23 protein-coding genes and 1 tRNA gene are annotated in these 18216 nt (G+C 62.9%); 15 read left to right on the plus strand and 9 right to left on the minus strand.

Going from position 1 to position 18216, the window contains the following annotated elements; translation table 11 throughout:
- The first annotated feature begins 6 nt into the window (after positions 1-6).
- Positions 7-1659 (plus strand): dihydroxyacetone kinase family protein, encoded by a 1653-nt coding sequence (locus ACQR3T_RS12890; RefSeq protein WP_428693674.1) that lies wholly within the window; start codon positions 7-9, stop codon positions 1657-1659.
- Here ACQR3T_RS12890 and ACQR3T_RS12895 read toward each other — a convergent pair.
- From ACQR3T_RS12895 to ACQR3T_RS12915, 5 genes are all read right to left on the minus strand, one after another.
- Entirely contained in the window at positions 1643-2128 is a 486-nt protein-coding gene (locus tag ACQR3T_RS12895) for a GAF domain-containing protein (RefSeq protein WP_428693675.1), read from the minus strand. The two genes, ACQR3T_RS12890 and ACQR3T_RS12895, sit on opposite strands and share 17 nt — an antisense overlap.
- On the minus strand, positions 2104-2793 hold the full coding sequence (locus ACQR3T_RS12900; RefSeq protein WP_094618069.1) for a DUF998 domain-containing protein: 690 nt from the start codon (positions 2791-2793) through the stop codon (positions 2104-2106). Before ACQR3T_RS12900 ends, ACQR3T_RS12895 begins: the two co-directional genes overlap by 25 nt.
- Before the next feature lie 9 nt (positions 2794-2802).
- Positions 2803-3864, minus strand: coding sequence for a hypothetical protein (locus tag ACQR3T_RS12905; protein WP_428693676.1), 1062 nt, complete (start codon positions 3862-3864; stop codon positions 2803-2805).
- Between the two features lie 97 nt (positions 3865-3961).
- A complete protein-coding gene (locus tag ACQR3T_RS12910; RefSeq protein ID WP_032379923.1) occupies positions 3962-4378 on the minus strand; it encodes a very short patch repair endonuclease in 417 nt (138 codons plus the stop codon).
- Entirely contained in the window at positions 4375-5523 is a 1149-nt protein-coding gene (locus ACQR3T_RS12915) for a DNA cytosine methyltransferase (RefSeq protein WP_032380653.1), read from the minus strand. Before ACQR3T_RS12915 ends, ACQR3T_RS12910 begins: the two co-directional genes overlap by 4 nt.
- Positions 5524-5701: 178 nt before the next feature.
- On the opposite strand from ACQR3T_RS12915, the gene ACQR3T_RS12920 reads away from it, so the two are divergent.
- The 3 genes from ACQR3T_RS12920 to ACQR3T_RS12930 are packed head-to-tail and all read left to right on the plus strand — an operon-like array spanning position 5702 to position 9732.
- Entirely contained in the window at positions 5702-7495 is a 1794-nt protein-coding gene (locus ACQR3T_RS12920) for an ABC transporter ATP-binding protein (protein ID WP_428693677.1), read from the plus strand.
- Positions 7488-9311, plus strand: coding sequence for an ABC transporter ATP-binding protein (locus tag ACQR3T_RS12925; protein WP_428693678.1), 1824 nt, complete (start codon positions 7488-7490; stop codon positions 9309-9311). Before ACQR3T_RS12920 ends, ACQR3T_RS12925 begins: the two co-directional genes overlap by 8 nt.
- Positions 9312-9351: 40 nt before the next feature.
- Positions 9352-9732 (plus strand): hypothetical protein, encoded by a 381-nt coding sequence (locus tag ACQR3T_RS12930; RefSeq protein WP_428693679.1) that lies wholly within the window; start codon positions 9352-9354, stop codon positions 9730-9732.
- A gap of 22 nt (positions 9733-9754) precedes the next feature.
- Here ACQR3T_RS12930 and ACQR3T_RS12935 read toward each other — a convergent pair whose 3' ends face one another.
- Positions 9755-10096, minus strand: coding sequence for a hypothetical protein (locus ACQR3T_RS12935; protein ID WP_149407214.1), 342 nt, complete (start codon positions 10094-10096; stop codon positions 9755-9757).
- A gap of 223 nt (positions 10097-10319) precedes the next feature.
- Between ACQR3T_RS12935 and ACQR3T_RS12940 the strand changes: the two genes are divergently transcribed.
- Positions 10320-10835, plus strand: coding sequence for a putative glycolipid-binding domain-containing protein (locus ACQR3T_RS12940; protein WP_032380655.1), 516 nt, complete (start codon positions 10320-10322; stop codon positions 10833-10835).
- Here the strand turns inward: ACQR3T_RS12940 and ACQR3T_RS12945 are convergent.
- Positions 10808-11779 carry a prephenate dehydrogenase gene (locus ACQR3T_RS12945; RefSeq protein ID WP_428693919.1) on the minus strand — a complete coding sequence of 324 codons (972 nt, stop codon included), beginning with the start codon at positions 11777-11779 and terminating at the stop codon, positions 10808-10810. The two genes, ACQR3T_RS12940 and ACQR3T_RS12945, sit on opposite strands and share 28 nt — an antisense overlap.
- A gap of 63 nt (positions 11780-11842) precedes the next feature.
- Here ACQR3T_RS12945 and ACQR3T_RS12950 point away from each other — a divergent pair, with 63 nt between their 5' ends.
- The 4 genes from ACQR3T_RS12950 to ACQR3T_RS12965 all read left to right on the plus strand — a co-directional run bounded on the left by ACQR3T_RS12950 (position 11843) and on the right by ACQR3T_RS12965 (position 13280).
- Entirely contained in the window at positions 11843-12382 is a 540-nt protein-coding gene (locus ACQR3T_RS12950; RefSeq protein WP_008712456.1) for a tRNA adenosine deaminase-associated protein, read from the plus strand.
- Between the two features lie 3 nt (positions 12383-12385).
- Positions 12386-12841, plus strand: a complete 456-nt coding sequence (locus ACQR3T_RS12955; protein WP_032379928.1) for a nucleoside deaminase — start codon at positions 12386-12388, stop codon at positions 12839-12841.
- 93 nt (positions 12842-12934) lie between these two features.
- The gene (locus tag ACQR3T_RS12960) at positions 12935-13132 is read left to right on the plus strand and encodes a CsbD family protein (RefSeq protein WP_032380656.1); all 198 of its coding nucleotides are present in this window, start codon (positions 12935-12937) and stop codon (positions 13130-13132) included.
- A 58-nt stretch (positions 13133-13190) separates the two neighbouring features.
- Positions 13191-13280, plus strand: a tRNA-Ser gene (locus tag ACQR3T_RS12965).
- A 15-nt stretch (positions 13281-13295) separates the two neighbouring features.
- Here ACQR3T_RS12965 and ACQR3T_RS12970 read toward each other — a convergent pair.
- The gene (locus tag ACQR3T_RS12970) at positions 13296-13493 is read right to left on the minus strand and encodes a hypothetical protein (RefSeq protein ID WP_428693680.1); all 198 of its coding nucleotides are present in this window, start codon (positions 13491-13493) and stop codon (positions 13296-13298) included.
- A 161-nt stretch (positions 13494-13654) separates the two neighbouring features.
- Here ACQR3T_RS12970 and ACQR3T_RS12975 point away from each other — a divergent pair, with 161 nt between their 5' ends.
- From ACQR3T_RS12975 to ACQR3T_RS13000, 6 genes are all read left to right on the plus strand, one after another.
- The gene (locus ACQR3T_RS12975) at positions 13655-13867 is read left to right on the plus strand and encodes a hypothetical protein (RefSeq protein WP_428693681.1); all 213 of its coding nucleotides are present in this window, start codon (positions 13655-13657) and stop codon (positions 13865-13867) included.
- Between the two features lie 426 nt (positions 13868-14293).
- Positions 14294-14530: a hypothetical protein gene (locus ACQR3T_RS12980; RefSeq protein WP_428693682.1), complete on the plus strand. Its 237-nt coding sequence runs from the start codon at positions 14294-14296 to the stop codon at positions 14528-14530.
- A 269-nt stretch (positions 14531-14799) separates the two neighbouring features.
- Positions 14800-14985, plus strand: coding sequence for a hypothetical protein (locus ACQR3T_RS12985; RefSeq protein WP_428693683.1), 186 nt, complete (start codon positions 14800-14802; stop codon positions 14983-14985).
- A 209-nt stretch (positions 14986-15194) separates the two neighbouring features.
- Positions 15195-15431 carry a helix-turn-helix domain-containing protein gene (locus ACQR3T_RS12990; RefSeq protein WP_428693684.1) on the plus strand — a complete coding sequence of 79 codons (237 nt, stop codon included), beginning with the start codon at positions 15195-15197 and terminating at the stop codon, positions 15429-15431.
- A gap of 183 nt (positions 15432-15614) precedes the next feature.
- Positions 15615-16070, plus strand: coding sequence for a hypothetical protein (locus ACQR3T_RS12995; RefSeq protein WP_428693685.1), 456 nt, complete (start codon positions 15615-15617; stop codon positions 16068-16070).
- 2 nt (positions 16071-16072) lie between these two features.
- Complete coding sequence (locus ACQR3T_RS13000; RefSeq protein WP_428693686.1) at positions 16073-16870, plus strand: DUF6414 family protein; 798 nt, start codon at positions 16073-16075, stop codon at positions 16868-16870.
- A gap of 476 nt (positions 16871-17346) precedes the next feature.
- On the opposite strand, the gene ACQR3T_RS13005 is transcribed toward ACQR3T_RS13000, so the two are convergent.
- Positions 17347-18180, minus strand: coding sequence for a hypothetical protein (locus ACQR3T_RS13005; protein WP_428693687.1), 834 nt, complete (start codon positions 18178-18180; stop codon positions 17347-17349).
- Between the last annotated feature and the right edge of the window lie 36 nt (positions 18181-18216).

Raw genomic sequence — 18216 nt, forward strand, 5'->3', positions numbered from 1 at the left:
GGAGCCATGTTCTCCAATTCCCCTCGAACATTCGTTGCCGACGCCCTCCGCGGCTTGGTCGCCGCCACCGACGACGTCACCTGGCATGCCGATCCCGGATTTCTCACCCGCCGCTATCGCATCTCCGACGGTCAGGTTGCCCTCCTGTCCGGTGGGGGATCGGGCCACGAGCCGATGCATGCCGGATTCATCGGTCGCGGCATGCTCACCGGAGCGTGCCCCGGTCTGGTCTTCACCTCACCTAACGCCCTTCAGGTGCACGAGGCATCCAAGGCCGTGGACTCCGGCGGCGGCGTGGTGCACATCGTAAAGAACTACACCGGCGACGTGATGAACTTCAAGATCGCCCGAGAGTTGTTGCAGGAGGACGGCATCGTCGCCGACGTAGTTCTCGTCGACGACGACGTCGCCAGTGAGAGCGAGGACGGCCCCGGTCGCCGCGGCACCGCAGCGACCATCGTCGTCGAAAAGGTCTGCGGTGCAGCGGCAGAACGCGGCGACAGTCTGCAGGCGGTCGTTGCACTGGGGCGTCGAACAGCGGAGAACGCGCGCAGTATGGCTGTCGCGCTGAACCCGCCGACGCTACCGGGCGCCGACGGCCCGTCGTTCGAATTACCCAAGGAGGAAATCGAACTCGGCATCGGTATCCACGGAGAACGCGGCACCGACCGCGTGCCCCGGCTGCCTGCTCGGGAGATCGTGGAGAAGCTGACCGAGCCCATCGTGGGCTCGCTCGGATTGAATTCGGGCGAATCGGTGATCGCGATCGTCAACGGGCTCGGCGCAACGCATCCGCTCGAACTGCATCTGCTGTTCGGTGAGCTCTCGGAGTACCTGCACGGCAAGGGTATCGAGATTTCCCGCTCACTCGTCGGAAGTTTCGTCACCGCGCTCAACATGGGCGGAGCGTCGATCACACTCGTGCGGGCCGACGACGAGATGCTCGAACTGTGGGACGAGCCGACCGACGCGCCCGGTTGGCCCAACGCTCAGAGCCGGGGCGCGAAGCCGGTGGCCGAGCGCGGCGCATTCGGGCCGACGTTCTCACCTTCCGACGCCGGCGAAAAGTCGGCCTTCGTTTCCGAGTGGATCGGGTCGTGGGCGCAGCGTGTGCTCGACGAGGAGCCGGCTCTGACCGAGCTGGACCGCAAGGCAGGCGACGGCGACTTCGGAACCAACATGGTGGCCGCACTCGAACAACTCGATCTGGATGCAGTGAAGGAAACCTACTCGGCAGCAACAGTATTCGAGGCGGTGAGCGAGGCCTACCTCGGCCACGCGGGCGGTACGTCCGGCGCGCTGTTCGGTATCTGGTTCCGCCAGTTCTACCGGACGATGCTGGAATCCGAGCCGGATCTCGCGGCTATCGGGCAGGCCGCCCGGGCGGGACTGGACAGCATCACCGAACTCGGCGGCGCACGGGTGGGCGACAAGACGATGGTCGACGCCATCGCCCCGGCCGTCGAGGCGCTCGAGACGGACGGCGGCACCCTGCAGAACGCGGCCGACGCTTCGAAGACCGGAGCCGAATCGACCAAGGACATCACCGCCAACCGCGGTCGCGCCAGCTACGTAGGCGAAGCCGCGCGAGGCGTCGTCGACCCCGGGGCGCTCGTCATGGCCTGGTTCTTCGAGGCAGCAGCTAACGCAACGACCTGAGAAAGACCTCCGCGATCGCTTCGAGGCCTGCTTGATCGTCGGCGTCGAAGCGATTCGGCACGGGGCTGTCCAAGTCGAACACACCGATCAGAGTGTCGCCCTGGTACATCGGTACGACGACCTCGGAGCGAGTGTTGGCATCGCACGCGATGTGGCCGGGGAAGGCGTGGACATCGGCAACTCGCTGCGTCTCGCGAGTGGTGGCGGCAGCGCCGCACACGCCTTTGCTCAGGGCGATGCGCACGCAGGCAGGCTGACCTTGAAAGGGACCGACGACGAGTTCGGTGCCGTCGAAGAGGTAGAAGCCGACCCAATTGACCTCCGGCAGAGCGTGGTAGACCAACGCGGAGAGATTTGCGGCATTGGCGATCAGGTTCGACTCTTCGTATACGAGGCCCTTGGCCTGCTCGGCGAGCTGGTGATACTGCTCTACCTTGGACCCGTTCAATTCGGTCGCGGTGAAGGACATGCACCGAGTTTAAGCGCACACCCCAGCACCACCAGATACGCCGACATGCCGCCCACCTGAACCCGCTGGGCAACACCGAGGCCGTGATCGCCGGGAAGATTGTCGGCGATCATCAGCCATGCCGTGGCCAGGGTCGTGACAGCCAGCACCGCGACACCGAGCGTCCGGAGCAGGGGATAGGGCTCATAACGGAATGCAGCGAGCGTGAACGCGATCATGACCGTGAAGATCGCGAACACCGCGATGGTGCTGGTGAGTGCGTGCAGGTGATGGAGTTGCGGGAACAACCCGCTGGGCTCGATCGGACAGCTCGGATCGTCGGCGGCCACACACTCGAGTGGAAGTTTTGCGTCGGCGATGGTGGCGATACCGAAGATGCCCGACGCCACCCAGCCGGTGACGACGAGCCGTCGACGCTGGGTAGCGAGGAAGCCGAGGACCGCCGCGACGATCATCAGTGAACCGGTGACGACGTCTGCGGTGGAGAAGAATTCGCGGTACGGCTGATCGCGGGCGTCGAGTTCACTGAGAAACGAGGTGGTGGGGTCGAGACCGGTGTCGATGAAGAATTCGGCCACCCACGCGGAGTACAGCAATCCGGCGAGGATCAAGCAGATCGCCACTACGACGCGGCGGATATCAACGCCTTCAGTTCTCGAACGCACCGATCAAGGCTAGCCAGTCAGTACATCGGCAGCTGCCACCGCCAGTGCGACCGCGGACTCGCACTGGTCGGTCAGGACGGTCAGTGTGGGAACCGTGCGGGCAAAGAGGGCGGCAGTGTCGTCTTTCTCGGGCATACCGAGCACGGGGTTGCCCAACACGATGTCCGCGAAGCACGCCGAATCCGAGCCGCGTGTTTCGACGGTGTAGTCGCCCTGCTCGACGGTCTTGCGGTCATTCGAACGCATGTCACCGTCGACGTAGTCGAGAGTGACGTCGAGCATCGCCACGTTGTCCTCGAACGTTGCCGAGGACGCCGTGAAGTGGCAACGGTACGGATCGGAGGGAGGGTTCCAGCGGTCCACCGTCCAGGTTGCGGGCAAGTGTTCCAAGACGGCGCATAAATCTTTCGAGGCAAGCGGGAGGTTGTATTTCGAATCGGCGCGCAGCGGTGGATCCTCCAACAGACCCAGTGCGGTCTCGGTCACCGATTTTGCTGCAGAGCACGCGTCCGCGTCGGCGCGATAGACGTCGATCGTGGCGAAGCCGCGGCCGGATTCGGCGAGGAAACCGTCCATGGGCCCCGGGGTGGTGCCGTCGAACTCGTCGCGAAGCGGAAAGCCGATGCGGCACGACCCTTGCGACGAGTTGTCCAGATACACCTGTTCGTCGCCGATCGTGATCTGCTCGTAGTCCGAGTCGTCGGACGTCGGTTGATATCCGTTCAGATCGATCGAAACGGAGTCGGTGGCGCTCGATGTAGCGGGTTTCAGGCTGGCCGAGCACGTGCTCAATTCGCCGTCGGGGCGGAGCTGCACCACGGTGCCGAGGGCAGCAAGATCGTCCTCGGTGAGAAAGCCACACGGATCGAGACTGCGTACGAATGCTGCCGTGTCGGCCAGATACCGGTCTGACTCCGACATCTCGAATCCGTACCTGTTCTGCGGCGAAGAACTGCCGGTGGGCGACGAACTGCCTGCGGGAAACGCGCTGCCGAGCAACACCACCGCGCATCCGCTCGTCGATACCGACATCGCCAGCGCCGCCGCCGCGAGCAACCAATTTCTACGCACCGTTTTCCCCCGAACTCGAATCGACCAATCATGGGGTTGGACGCGCGGGGACGGGAAAGGGTTTCAGGCGGGAGTGGAGCCCGCGGAATGACCCAGATTATTCAGCTTGGAGTTCGTTCTCAACGCGGTCGGCGGCGATAGCGGGGTCTTCGTGTTCCCAGATGCGCACCACGCGCCAGCCCTCCGCGAGAAGCTTCTCGTCGGTGTCGCGATCGCGGGCGACGTTGGCGGCCAATTTGTCGGCCCACCACTGAGCGTTGTTGCGGGGCTTGGTCGCGTGCACCGGGCAGCTGTGCCAGAAGCAGCCGTCAACGTAGACCGCGACCTTGCGTCGGGGAAAGACCAGATCTGCGCGACGGCGCATGCCCTTCAGCGGAGCACGATCGACGAAATACCGGAGACCTCGGCGGTGCAGTGCTCGTCGCAGCGCCACTTCGGGTTTGGTGTCGCGGCGTCGTTGCTTGCTCAATCGCGCACTGGTCTTGGCGTCGGTGACGGGGCGTTCGGCTTTCACACTGGGACCCGCTCGGCGTACCCGCCCATGCGCTCGAGGTGGGCGTCGAGATCGTCGAGGAATCCCGGAGCGAAACGGAGGCTGCCGGCCCGGGCCCGCTTGAGAAATCCGGCGGTCGCGCGAGCAGAGAGCAGCTTCGAGTCGTCCAGAAAGTCGGCCAGGTCCTCGTAGGGTTCGTGCACCGGCATGGTCGAGATCGTCACCTTGAACGTCGTTCGGTCGCGTCCCCAGGCTGCGGTCGGCCAGGCCTGGCCAGGCAGAACAGTCGCATCGTTCGAGGCGTCGTAGGGCTTGGGGTCGTCGAGAGCGCGCGCGGCCCATGACGCCATCCGCACACTGACGGCATTGCCGACGAGCTTCCAGCGATGTCCGCTGCGGACGCCGGGCTGCTGGACGGCAGGCAGCGTCCAGTCCGGATCGAATCCCTGCAGACGCTCGGCCCCGATGATGCCGGGCGTGACGATTTCCCCGGACGGCAACCGAACCGCCGGGGGACTGGCAATGCCGAGCGAGGACCCGCCCTTGAGCGTCGGGACCGCATTGACTGCCCAGCCCAGGCCTCGAATGCCCTCGGTCCAGTAGAAGCCGCACGGCTGGGTGCTCGGATCGCCGTCGGGCAACGGGCCGGCATCCTGCGAGAACAGCACCTCCCGTGGATCGTCGGTGCGCGAGGCCAGCATGACCACCCGCTGCCGACGCTGCGGCAATCCGAACGCTCGGGCGTCGACGACGCGGTAGGCCCACATGTAACCGAGGTCCTCGAGCGCGTCGGTGATGTGCCGCATGGCGGCCCCGCGGCCGAGTTGCAGCATGAACGGCACGTTCTCGATGAGCAGCCAGCGCGGGCCGCGCCTCCGCGTGACCAGCCGGAACACCTCGTCGACCAGGCCGGATCGGGCACCGGTGATGCCTGCGGTGCGCCCAGCCTGGGAGAGGTCCTGGCACGGGAAGCCCGCTGCTACCAGTTCGGTGTCGGCAGGCAGGCTCCGGAGTGTGGTGACATCGCTGTGCAGGGGGACGTCGGGCATACGGGCGGTGAGGACGGCTTGGGCTCCGGGATCGACCTCGCACAGCAACTGCGTCGACCAGCCCGCCTCGGCCAACCCCAGCTCGAGCCCGCCGATTCCCGCGAACAACCCGACCATCGACCGTGCGCTCACGTATGCCCTTCTCTCGCCCGACGGTCCTACGGTACTCGAGAGTGGTCGGCCTTGACCTCGACCTACCTCGAGGTTTCACACTGGAATGCGAGGGCCGAAAAATCGGTTGGAAACTGAGCCTGTGCAATGAAATCATTCGAGCACAGCAATAAGGAGAAGAACTGTGTCTACGGGTGTGCTCGATCCCGAAACCCGAACCCTCGATCAGCCATACCCGGACACGGCGAAGGCACCCAGCTCACTGCAGCGTTTTGCGCCGTTCCTGGCCCCGTACAAGTGGTTCTACATCGGCTCGATCGTGGTCTCACTCATCGCCACCATGACCGGTCTGGTGATTCCGCTGGTGATGCAACGCGTCATCGACGGGCCCATCACCGATCGCAATTTCTCAGCTGTCTGGTGGCCCGCGGCATTCGTCCTGTTGCTCGGCACCATCGACGCGGCCGGAATCTGGGTGCGGCGTTACCTGGTGTCCAGGCCGTCGAGTCAATTCGAAATCACAGCTCGTGCAACAGTATTCGACAAATTGCAGCGGCTCTCGGTCGCGGCGCACGAAAGTTGGGAATCGGGGCAGCTGCTCTCGCGTGCCATCGCCGATCTCGGTTCGCTACGCCGGTTCATGGCGTTCATCGGCCCGTTCATCATCATCAACGCCGTCACGCTCGTTGTGGGTATCGGCGTATTGCTGGTCCAGTCCTGGCAATTGGGGCTGATCATGCTGGCGACGTCGGTGCCGCTGGTGATCGCCTGCACCAAGTTCGAGACGCTGTACCGCGTCGTAGCGCGTGACGCCCAGGATCAGGCGGGCGATGTCACGACGACGGTCGAGGAATCCATTCAAGGCATTCGTGTTCTGAAGGCCTTCGGTCGAAGTGCGCACCTGGGCAAGCAGTTTCTTCGCCAGGCTCGCACTCTGCGCGGGACCGAGCTGAAGAAGGTGCGCTACCTCGCGATCATCTGGGCCGTCATAGTCGGGCTGCAACCGATCACCATCGGAGCGATTCTGGCCGTGGGGACGTACTCGATCGTGCAGGGCACGATGACGGTCGGCACCCTCGTCGCCGCCATCGCCATCGTCACGTTCCTGTTGTGGCCGATCGAGTCGTTCGGTTACCTGCTGGCCGAGCTGAACAATGCACGTACGGCAGCGGATCGGTACTGGGAGATCATGGACACTCCCGAAACCGTCACCGATCCGGACGATCCCGTCGAACTGCCCGAAAGAATCCGCGGCCGAGTGCAATTCGACCGTGTCGGATTCACCTTTCCCGACGCGTCCTCGCCGCTGCTCGAGGATGTCAGTTTTGTCGTCGAGCCGGGGGAGACCGTTGCGCTCGTCGGCAATACAGGTAGCGGAAAGACTGCACTGACCAACCTGGTTCCTCGTTTGTTCGACGTCACCGAGGGGTCCATCACGATCGACGGTATCGACGTGACGTCGATGCGATTGTCGGACCTGCGTTCCATCGTGTCGGTGGCCTTCGAGGATCCGGTGCTGTTCTCGGCCAGTGCTCGCGAGAACATCGCGCTCGGTTCTCCCGGTGCGTCCGATGCCGAGATCGCCGAGGCGTTGGAGATCGCGCACGCGACGGATTTCGTCGAGAGGCTGCCGTGGGGTTTGGCCACTCGCATCGGCGAGCAGGGCATGAGCCTGTCCGGCGGACAGCGGCAGCGGCTCGCGTTGGCGCGCGCGGTGCTGGGCAAGCCACGGGTGCTGGTGCTCGACGACCCGCTGTCCGCGCTCGACGTGGACACCGAAGCGAAAGTACAGAAGGAGTTGCGGCGCGTATTGGCGCATTCGACGACAGTGCTGGTGGCACACCGGCCGTCGACCGCTGCGTTGGCCGACCGCGTGCTCTATCTCGAGAACGGAAGAATTGTGGAGCAGGGAACGCACGAGGGACTGTTGGCGTCTTCGCCGCGGTACCGCGAGGTGATGGGGTCGGTCCATGAGTGATCAGAGCTCCACCGAGGATTGGCGGGGTGTCGGCGGGGAGGAATCCGAGGTCGACGCCACCGGAAACCTGGTGCTGGCCGGACGTTCTCGTCGTTTGCTCGCATCACTGGTGCGCCCGTACAAGAAGCAGGCCCTGCTCTCGTTCCTGATCATCCTGGTCGACAACATCACCTATGTGGCGGGCCCACTGTTCATCGCCTATGCGCTGGACAACGGCGTCGGCGCTGCGGGACAGGGTGATTGGGGTCCGTTGCTGTGGGCCGTCGGCGGCTACACCGGCTTCGGTCTGCTCGGAATGTTCACCACCTATGCGTTTCTCACCGTCTCGGGGCGGCTGAGCCAGAACATCCTGTACGACCTGCGCGGCCGGGTGTTCGATCATGCCCAGAAGCTGAGCCTGTCGTTCCACGAGAAATACACCTCGGGACGGCTGATCTCGCGACTGACCAGCGACGTCGAGTCTCTGCAGACCTTGCTCGAGAGTGCGCTCAACGATGCACTGACGGCCATCCTGTCGATGGTGTCGATCGCGATCATCCTGGTGTATCTCGATGTACCGATGGCGTTGATCGTGCTGGCCGGCTTCGTTCCACTGGTGCTCGTCACTCGGTGGTCGCAGCGTCGCCAACGCCAGGGATACCGTCGAACACGGGTGGCGATCGCGCGTGTCGTGGTCCACTTCGTGGAGTCGATGGGCGGCATTCGCGCAGTACAGGTGTTCAGACGCGAGGGCCGCAACGACGCCATTCTGAGCACCGAGGATTCGGAGTATCGCGACGCCACCACCGCGGCGTTGCGCGGCATGGCGAGCTACACCGGCATCGTGCGCTGGATCGGCAACGTCACGCTGGCGATCATCCTGGTGTTCGGTAGCTGGCGAGTGATCAACGGCCACATGGACATCGGCGTGCTTGCGGCCTACGTGCTGTATCTTCGGCGGTTCTACGGCCCGCTCGACGAGTTGGCGATGGTCTTCAACGCCTACCAGTCCGCCGCGGCTGCGCTGGAGAAGATCTCCGGCGTGCTCGAGGAAGAACCGTCGGTGATCGCGCCGAAGAACCCGGTCGAGATCGGAACGGTGAAGGGCGACATCACGTTCGACGATGTGCACTTCTCCTACGGCTCCGAGCGCGTTGTGCTGCCCGAGTTCTCGTTGCACGTGCCCGCAGGTCAGGTGGTCGCGATGGTCGGGGCCACCGGAGCCGGAAAGTCGACACTGGCAAAGCTGTTGGCGCGCTTCTACGATCCGACGGCCGGAGCCGTGCGACTCGACGGCATCGACATGCGGGAGATCAGCGACGAGGACCTACGCCGCAACGTCGTCATGGTGACGCAGGAGTCGTTCCTGTTCTCCGGTTCGGTGGCGGACAACATCCGTCTCGGACGCCCGACGGCGACCGATGCGGACGTGCGGGCTGCGGCCGACGCCGTCGGACTGACCGAGTTCATCGCGTCGCTGCCCGACGGCATCGACACCGACGTACGCAAGCGCGGTGGCCGATTGTCCTCGGGTCAACGGCAATTGGTGGCCTTCGCGCGGGTGTTCCTCGCTGCGCCGTCGGTGATCGTGCTCGATGAGGCAACATCGAGTTTGGACATCCCGAGCGAGCGGCTGGTGCAGCGTGCGCTCGAGACCATCCTGCAGGGGCGAACGGCGCTGATCATCGCGCACCGCCTGTCGACGGTGGCGATCGCCGATCGCGTACTGGTCATGTCCGACGGAGACATCGTCGAGGACGGAACTCCCGAGGATCTGATCGCGGGAGAGGGACGCTTTGCGCACCTGCACGAGGCGTGGGAAGACTCGCTGGTCTGATTTTCGTAACGCCTGGTCGGTCCCCGGCGAGATGACCTGTATGAGAAGAACATTTGTAGCGGCAACACGAGTTGCCACCGTCGTCGTCTCAGGTCTGGCCTTTTCAGCAATCATCGGCGCAGGCGTTTCCCAAGCTGACACTCAGGACTGCTCCATCGCACACGATGCCTTCGGCGCGTCTGCAACATGCCACGACACCGGTGCTCCTCCGGGGAGGGAGTACGTACTGATCACCGAATGCTGGGGCTTTCACTTCGTCCCCAATCGCTTTCCGATCCCGGCGGTCGGCCCCTACACCTCGTCGAGCCGATCCTTCGTGCCGACAGGTCAGGCGTCGGGTAACTGCGGTTCGAGCTGGGGCCACCCGACGTCGACCCTCGGTGTGGTCACCGGTGCCCACGTGGAGATCTATCGCCAGTGAGATCGGCCTGGTGACCGGCTGATCAGGTCCAGGGCGTGATGGGCGGCTTGACCCACATGATCTTCTCGTCGGCGTGCTGGGGCGTCGCGCCGTCGTGACCGGGGTGTTCGGCCGCCCATGCGGATTTGCGGTCGAGCAGTTCGGCCACGATGGTCCAGGTTTCCATCGTGCTCGGTGGGTGCAGGTCCGCGGCGCGGGCGAGTTTCCTGCGGACGGCGTCGGTGAGGTCGAGCAGTTCGGCTCCGGTGATACCGCGATCCCAGACATAGCGCGCCAATGCCGTCGCCTTGTCCTGTCGACTCTTGGCAGCCTGTTCGGAATGTGCGAAATCGAACTGCCCGCCGCCTGTGTTCTCTGTCGTCACGGTCATCACCTTAAGTAATGGCGGGAGTGGAGCCTGCGGAATGACCAGGAGTGAAAAAGGAAAAGGCACGTCCGCTTGTTCTCGAGGGGGGCTCGTCGCCTACCGTAGATGGGTGATCACTCAAGCATCGGGTGCCGAGCATGCCTCCGTCCCTGCGTCCGACTCCACCGACGCCAAAACCTGGCCCTCGATCCTGACGTGGCGAGCGCACGATGTTCCCCGCATGGAGTCCGTGCGCGTTCAGCTCTCCGGCAACCGAATCAAGGCTGCCGGACGCATCATCGGTGCCGCGTGTGCCGATCATCCCGCCTTCAGCGCCTCCTACGACCTGGTGACCGACGAATACGGCGTCACCAAGCGGCTGTCGGTGCGCACCTCGCTCGCGTCCGGTGACCGGCAGGCGTCCGTGAGTCGAGACGACGAGGGCTACTGGATGGTGGAGAACAGCGCCAGCCATCAGCGCTCGACCTACAGCGGCGCGCTCGACGTCGACATGGTGCTCAGTCCGTTCTTCAACACGCTGCCCATCCGTCGCTTCGGTCTGCACACCCAGGTCCAGGACCTCGAAGTACCGACGGTGTACGTCAATCTCCTCGACCTCAGCATCCAAGAGGCCACGCTGACCTACAGCAGTGGTTCCGAGGGCATCCACGTCATCTCGCCGGTGTCGACGTCGTCCGTCACGGTCGATGCCGAGGGATTCGTTCTCGATTACCCCGGACTGGCCGAACGGATCTGACGCACGACGCCGCCGCGTCGACCCGCGTCCTGCAGTTCTTCTCGCCACCCCGGCTCGCCCGGGGTGATGTCGGTGATCTCGAAACGCTGATGCTGCTCGTACTGCAGCCGCGCTGCGTTTCCGGCGTCGACCAGTGTTTTCGTCGAGTTCTTGTCCAGTTCTTCGCGCGCTTCGGTGAGCGCATGCATCGCTTCGTCGAGTGCAGTTCGTAGCGCGGCTGCGTTGCCCTCGGTCATCGCCCGGACGAGATTCGGTGACGACGACGCCACCCGCGTCCCGTCGCGAAACGAGCCCGCAGCCAGGCCCAACGCCAACGGCCCGCCGGCCGCTCCCACGATCGCCAGTGCCTCGGCCAGCAGATGCGGCAGGTGGGAGATCCGGGCCACGGCGCGATCGTGCTCGACGCTATCGGCCGGCACCACCACCGAACCGCAGTCCAGGGCGAGCCGGGCCACGCGGACCCACACGTCGGCGTCGACTCCGGGGTCCGTGGACACCACCCACACCGCGTCGGCGAACAGCGTGGGGTCGGTGGCAGACCAGCCCGAATGATTGGTGCCCGCCATCGGGTGCCCGCCGACATAGCGCGCCTGCAGTCCGCGAGCAGTCACAGCGGCAGCGACCTCGGCCTTGACGCTGACCACATCGGTGAGCGGAGCTGAGGGTGCGTGCTCGGCGACCGCGGCCAGAACTGAATCGACAGCGGGCATCGGGACGGCGATGACGATCAGCGCATCCTCCTTGGATGCTCTGGTCAGAGCAGCTGTCAGGTCGGTACCGACGTCGTATCCGTCGGCTGTAGCACCCGCGATTGCGTCGGCCGATCGGTTCCATCCCCACACCGGACGGCCCGCTTCGTGTGCGGCGCGCAGGATCGACCCACCGATCAGTCCTAGACCGAGAACGCACACCGAGGTAGAAGTCACCCGATCAGATTGGCACAGGTGGGTGCAGTCGATGGGAGGTGGACTTCGAATACCAACCCATACCGGACTACCGTTGCGGCCATGGCCGCACAGCGCGCGAAAGACAATCGCGCATCCGCATCGGAGTACGACGACCTCGAGGGATTCGGCGTTGCAGTTGTCCGAGAGGACGGCAAGTGGACCGTGACGCCGCTGTCCGACGATGCACTGACCAGCCTGTCGGCGGCAGAGACCGAATTGCGTGAACTGCGCAGCTCGGGTGCCGTGTTCGGGCTGCTCGACGTGGACGAGGAATTCTTCGTGATCCTGCGTCCGGCACCGAACGGCACGCGCCTGCTGCTGTCCGACGCGGTGGCCGCAGTGGACTACGAAATTGCCGCGGACGTTCTCGATGCGTTGAATATCGAGATTCCTGACGTCGACCCCGACGAGCTCGACGACATCGAACCGTACGAGGAAGGCGACCTCGCCCTGCTCGCCGATCTCGGACTACCCGAGGCCGTGCTGGGCATCATCGTCGCCGAGACCGACGACTACCCGGACGAGCAACTACAGTCCATCGCTGAACGTCTGGGCTTCGAGGACGAGTTCGCCGCAGCGGTGAACAAGCTGCGACGCTGACCGATGGTGGTGTCCGACGCGGACATGATCCGCGCAGCGCTCTCGGCCGCGGCCGAGGCATCGGATGCCGATGTACCCGTCGGAGCCGTGGTGTTCGACGCCTCGGGACGTGAGATCGCCCGGGCCTGCAATGCGCGCGAGGCGTCGGGCGACCCCACCGGACACGCGGAAGTGATCGCATTGCGGCGAGCAGCGGCGGTGCACGGTGACGGTTGGCGACTCGAGGGCTGCACCCTGGCCGTCACGCTGGAACCCTGCACGATGTGCGCGGGGGCGCTGGTGTTGGCCCGCGTCGGCGCTGTGGTGTTCGGCGCGTGGGAACCCAAAACCGGAGCGGTCGGCTCGCTGTGGGACGTCGTGCGGGATCGTCGACTAACTCATAGGCCGCAGGTTCGCGGCGGAGTACTCGAAGCCGAATGCGCCGAAGTGCTGACCAGGTTCTTCGCTCGCCAGAGATAACGATCTCGTCACACGGTGGCCCCGATGTCCAATTTTGTGGAGGGTGGAGGGCAGAGCGCAACGCTGCGCTCCGAACTTGCGAAGGAGACACTCATGGGACTCGGCGACAAGATCTCGAACAAGACCGAAGACCTCGGCGGCAAGGCGAAAGAAGCCGCAGGTTCGGCCACCGGAGACAAGGACCTCGAAGCAGAGGGCAAGGGCGACCAGACCTCGGCAGCATTCAAAGACGGTGCCGAGAAGGTCAAGGACGCAGCCTCGAACATTAAGGACAAGCTCACCGGCAACTAGTTTTATGTGCTGAGCAGGCGATTTAGCCTCAGGCCGTCATTCCGGTACAGTCTTCTGCGGTGGCGTGTCCGAGCGGCCTAAGGAGCACGCCTCGAAAGCGTGTGAGGGTTCACCCCCTCCGAGGGTTCAAATCCCTCCGCCACCGCCAAAGCTCCCCACCTGTTCACGCAGGTGGGGAGCTTTTTTGTGCCGGATCTTCACCCACAGCGTGCCCACGTGACCACATCTTGGCCACACTCGCCGGTGAGTAGCTGTCATCCATGACGACGGCGACTACGGCCACGTCCGAATGATGGCCCAACTCCGCATCGATCAGGACGAGAAGAAGTCCTTCGACCACCGTGCCTTCAACGTGGTTCACCGGAAGATTCTCGCCAGCCACGTGACAGCCGACCAGACTCGCGGATCGGCGTGCGTCGAATGCGGCAAACCTTGGCCGTGCGGTTCAATTGACGGAATCTTCGCACTGGACTAATGGTCAATTGCCCCTAGCCACCGAGAAGTGGGGCCTAACCTTCAGCGATGGACCAACGCAGCCTCGATGTCATCGTTCCAACCAACATGGACGACAACCTTCGACATGACTTCATCGTGTCTCGGGTGCAGGAGAAGTGTGCCGAGACTGGTGAGCATGCCATCCGTGTCGATGCCCGCACCGGCTTCTACCATTCGCCTGGGCAGCAGAAGTGGACCGCAACGTACGAGGTTGGAGACCCGGGTACCTTCATCATGTAGACCTGCGGGAGCTAGCCGGGAAATTGCAGCGTCTCGGACCCCTGCTGGTCAGATCCAGCCGGCGTCCACGAAATCGTGACAATGCCTGGCTGCGACGACCACCCACGCACCATCCCGAACTCGACAGCCTGTCCGTGCGGCACCAACGCGAACCTCCTGGTCCAGTTCTTCTGGCCGCCAGACACAAGAGGGCCCGATCCGGTGATGGACACATCAACAGCGTCGGTACCCGTCAGGTTGGCGAACCTGCGGAGATTGTTCTGCAACTCCTGATGTGTCCAAGGCATATCGCCGAAACTACCCCTCGTCGTAAGACACTGCCCTTAGGTCGACAGAGCCGTCATTCACACGAATGAACATCTGAGCAAGTGTCGGCGCGCGCTGGTTCACTGGTCGAACACCCGACCCAGAGGAGCCCATAGTTCAATGCCCAACCAAGTAGTCCGTGCCGGGGACCTGGCCGAGAAGCACATCGAGTGGTACCTCGTGGAGACGACCTACGACCAGCATCACCTCGTTGCACCAATCACTGAGATCGTTCACCGATTCCGGTCCCGATCAGGCGGGCACACCACCATCACCGTCGAGATCAACAGAACACCCGTCGAGTTCACCTTCGACACCAACACGAGCGTTGAGATTCAGAGGTCACTCAACCCATGATCAGCGCACACAGTGCCAAACGATCAGCGTGCACTATTGCTGTAGCGACCGTCCTCATGGCGTTCGCAGGTTGCGGTGAATCGAACGAGACGACGCAAGCACCAACATTCGAGCCTCGATCAGGGACCCAAACCTACGACACTGCTCAAGCAATCGCAGACGATCTCACCGCAGGCGGGTTCCCTTGCGAAACGCCATTCGAGATCGACGCCAACTCGACGTACGCAGCACAAGCAGGTCGATGCAACATCGCCAGTACTGAAACCGTCATGTCGATCTACACGTCCACCACTGATCGCGACTCCTCGATCACCGCGGGAACGGCCCTACTCGGACCAGCAGGCATCGAGTACGGGTACCTCACCGGCGCAAACTGGGTCGTCAACTGCGGGTCCAAGGCCGTATGTGTCGACATGAAAGCAGCCCTCGGCGGCAAGATCACCGCAGAAAGCTAGGCCGGCGGGGCAGCCTCACCCACCCCCGCCGCACTTCGCCCTGAGTGAGGGCGCTCGCAGGTCTGTCAGGTTCAAACGATTCTCGCTAGCGCCTCGCGGGGGTGGGCCAGAGACCCTCTGGCCACACCGACGCCCGCCCCGGATGAGGGAAACTCCCAGTCCCGCGAATTGGACGGTTCTTGTGGGTTCTCCGGCGTACCGTCCAAACCATGGGTGTTTCAACGTCTCCATGGCTTACCGCGCAGGAAGCTGCTGATCGTGCTCGCTGCCACCGCGAAACCATCTACGACGCCCTCCACCAGGACGAACTGAAGGCTGGTACGGGTTTGTGTGGTCGTCAGCGGACGGCACCGAAGGGGGCGTGGCTGATTCACGTAGACGATCTGGATGCGTGGGTTTCCGGCGAGGCGTCGTCACGTCGAATGCGGAGGTTCGATCGACGCTAGTACTCGGCGAGGTCCTTTCAATTAGATGAATTGATTGACCCTTGTCGGAGTTCTCTGGTTATCTCTAGCTCACCGACCAGAACCAAACCCTGGAGTATCAAATGGCAGTCCCCAAGCCTTCGCGTCACGGACCCACATCCGCGCTATCGTCCTCGTTCTGTTCACCTCGAATCGAGGTCTGTAATGCGTGAGCAGGACGAATTGTTGCTGCGGGAGTTCGCGAAGCTGAGTCTTGGTTCGAGGCTGATGTTGTTGCAAGACCCGTATGCAGCTCTTGATGACCGCACCCGGATTGACGTAGCTTTTCATAAACTTCCCAGCCACGAATCTGGCTTCGTAGAGGGACAGTCACCAAGTGAACACACTCTCGCGGGAGAGCTTCCTGGTTTGCTTGCAAACCTCAAGGCACAGCTGGACTCATGGTGGGAATCAATTCCGCCCGACATCCGGAGCGAACTCCTCGTTGAACACGATCGGCATCTGCCGGCAAAGTACTACCACTACCTCAGACAACTCAGCTTCGTTGAGGTGTACCGGCTCGAAGAACAAGACGGAAGTGACTGGGATGACCACGACTTCAGAGTGAGCCCACCACTTGTGCACGACTTTTTAACATTCCGCAAGCGGCAGGAAGGATAGCGGTGCTAAGGGACTTCCTGTACCTGAACGAGGCAGCGGTAGGGCGTTACGTAAGCGCACTTGAGGGAGGCAGTCGACAGAGCTTGGAGCGGACTCAAGGTAAGCAGCGGTCAGGTTCGGGCGGCATAGGCGTCGGACCCGTCAAAGTAAGCGGAAGCCGCGGGTCGGACTTCGGTGAAACGGAGAGCCTGGCAGACACGCCAGAAGCTCAGTTCGACCGCCTCTACAAATTCGGCCGCCAGAACCCAGAAGACGCCATGTGGGAAGAAATATTGGACGTAGAGACATCTATGGACACAGTGGGTGTCGGTGCCATTGTTGAGGTTGAGAGCGATCTCTTCTTTCCTGACCTCGTCCGCGGGATGATGAAGAAGGGCGGCCTCGTAGACGGACTTAATGCCTTGGAGTCCATGCTCCCGTTCATCGACACCCTTGGTATTGCCGAACTGCCAGCCGATCTCCCGGGCGCGGACCAGCGAAATGCCCTGAAGGGAATGATCGAGAGTCTGAGCGGTGACATGACCGTAGTTGGCGAATTCGACGATTCAGATTGGAAGCTCACAGGGAAGCTGCAGCCTGACTACCTCAGGCAAGACATCGATGGGCCCGCAAGGATCGTGGGCAAGGTCGCTGGCAGATTGCAGCCAGGAAAGTGGCTCCCCGTCATGACGATCCCAGGTGCGATGGCGAATCGAAAAAGCCGCCGACAACAGCGGTCAGAAGTACCGACCCCCGGCCAGGAAGACAACTATGTGAAAGGTCCGGCCCTGCGCCTGGACGTCATCGCGATCTTCCGTTGAATACCCCAGACCCGTACGGAGGGAAATCCGCCGCCCCCGAGGCGATGATGACCCCCCTGGGGGAAGGTCCGATAGCCCACCCCCTGTGCGCTGCTGGCCGAGGCTTGCGCGTTCCTCCGGTCTCCTCGAACGCGCCGGGTTGATCGAAAAGCTCTAACCCTGCGGCAGTGGCAGTTTTCCTCACACAGGGCCAACGGCAGCGGGGGTGGAGAGTTGCCCTGCGCATGTACATCATCCACATGGAGAAGGCCGCCCATCCTCGAACTAGATGGGCGGCCTTCTTGTTACGTGAGAGTCGTAGAGCTACTTCTTATCCGGACGCTTCTCGGAAGTCTTGCCACTCGGGCGAGGGGTGCCCACGGAGGGGCGCGGTGGCATCTGGAATGTCTGACCGCCCGATCGGAACATGCTACGCGACGACCCACTGTCCTTCGAGCGATCAGTGGACTCGCCATTGAACGTTATGTAGTGGGTGTTCATTGCAGCTCTCCCTTGTTGAGTTCGGTCGAGAAGTAGTGCTTCCGGTTTATCCACCTGAAACCCTCGTGAAGGCTGATGCCGGCCACTTCGACTGGTCCACCTACTGTATCGGGTCCAAGGTTGAAGTGTGTATAGCCGGAGGTGGTTTCCACCATGAATTTAGCCAAACCTATGGCATCTGGAAACGGCATTGCTGGGTGAAGCGGAACACGGTGATGCTGGTCGAGCAGGTTGATCATGTCCGCGTGATGCGCCGCCGGGGTGACCTGCAGCAGTTGCGCAAGAAGGGTTTGGTCGTAACCCCTGAACAGACGGTCAACTGCGTCAGGTTGAGCGTACGCTTCGTAGCCCCATCGATCGGTGGACGCCACCAATTTCGGCTCAGGAACCTCGTCAACCGGTCCCTCGAACTCAAGAAGCCAGGCTTCCGGTTGGTCGCACTCAGCCGAGAACCCTGCAATTAGATAGCCGAGCTGCCCAGGCCAGTCGGTGTGCTGTGTTTGCTTCATCGAGTCACAGAACATCGTTGCAGTTAGGTCAGCCACTTCTTTGACTGTGTACTCGTCCTCCTTGAGGGACCAATCTGGGCGGGTCTGATCCTTACCCATGAAGCGCTGCCGCAGAGTCTTCGAAACGGTTGAGATGCTGGCGGGGCCAATCTGTCCGAGTCCCCACGTCATCGCCCCGATTGGCAACCTTCGGTGCAGGTGAAAGATTTTGTCCGCGTTGTTGTAGACCTGGGCTCCGCCGCCGTTGAGCGGCACTGTGCCTGCCGAGTCAGTCGACAGGACGATTCCATCAAATACCTTCACCCACACCGCAACAGTCACCCTGCGAATATAGGCAGTACGGAGGGAGTCGGACGT

Source organism: Rhodococcus sp. IEGM1428, from assembly GCF_050321865.1.
Lineage (GTDB): Bacteria > Actinomycetota > Actinomycetes > Mycobacteriales > Mycobacteriaceae > Rhodococcoides.

Bases quoted from the DNA above. Each gene is read 5' to 3' on its own strand.
- ACQR3T_RS12890 (WP_428693674.1), top strand. From the start codon at position 7: ATGTTCTCCAATTCCCCTCGAACATTCGTTGCCGACGCCCTCCGCGGC.
- ACQR3T_RS12895 (WP_428693675.1), bottom strand. From the start codon at position 2,128: ATGTCCTTCACCGCGACCGAATTGAACGGGTCCAAGGTAGAGCAGTAT.
- ACQR3T_RS12915 (WP_032380653.1), bottom strand. From the start codon at position 5,523: ATGGTCGGGTTGTTCGCGGGAATCGGCGGGCTCGAGCTGGGGTTGGCC.
- ACQR3T_RS12925 (WP_428693678.1), top strand. From the start codon at position 7,488: ATGAGTGATCAGAGCTCCACCGAGGATTGGCGGGGTGTCGGCGGGGAG.
- ACQR3T_RS12930 (WP_428693679.1), top strand. From the start codon at position 9,352: ATGAGAAGAACATTTGTAGCGGCAACACGAGTTGCCACCGTCGTCGTC.
- ACQR3T_RS12940 (WP_032380655.1), top strand. From the start codon at position 10,320: ATGGAGTCCGTGCGCGTTCAGCTCTCCGGCAACCGAATCAAGGCTGCC.
- ACQR3T_RS12950 (WP_008712456.1), top strand. From the start codon at position 11,843: ATGGCCGCACAGCGCGCGAAAGACAATCGCGCATCCGCATCGGAGTAC.
- ACQR3T_RS12955 (WP_032379928.1), top strand. From the start codon at position 12,386: ATGGTGGTGTCCGACGCGGACATGATCCGCGCAGCGCTCTCGGCCGCG.
- ACQR3T_RS12960 (WP_032380656.1), top strand. From the start codon at position 12,935: ATGGGACTCGGCGACAAGATCTCGAACAAGACCGAAGACCTCGGCGGC.
- ACQR3T_RS12975 (WP_428693681.1), top strand. From the start codon at position 13,655: ATGGACCAACGCAGCCTCGATGTCATCGTTCCAACCAACATGGACGAC.
- ACQR3T_RS12980 (WP_428693682.1), top strand. From the start codon at position 14,294: ATGCCCAACCAAGTAGTCCGTGCCGGGGACCTGGCCGAGAAGCACATC.
- ACQR3T_RS12985 (WP_428693683.1), top strand. From the start codon at position 14,800: ATGTCGATCTACACGTCCACCACTGATCGCGACTCCTCGATCACCGCG.
- ACQR3T_RS12990 (WP_428693684.1), top strand. From the start codon at position 15,195: ATGGGTGTTTCAACGTCTCCATGGCTTACCGCGCAGGAAGCTGCTGAT.
- ACQR3T_RS12995 (WP_428693685.1), top strand. From the start codon at position 15,615: ATGCGTGAGCAGGACGAATTGTTGCTGCGGGAGTTCGCGAAGCTGAGT.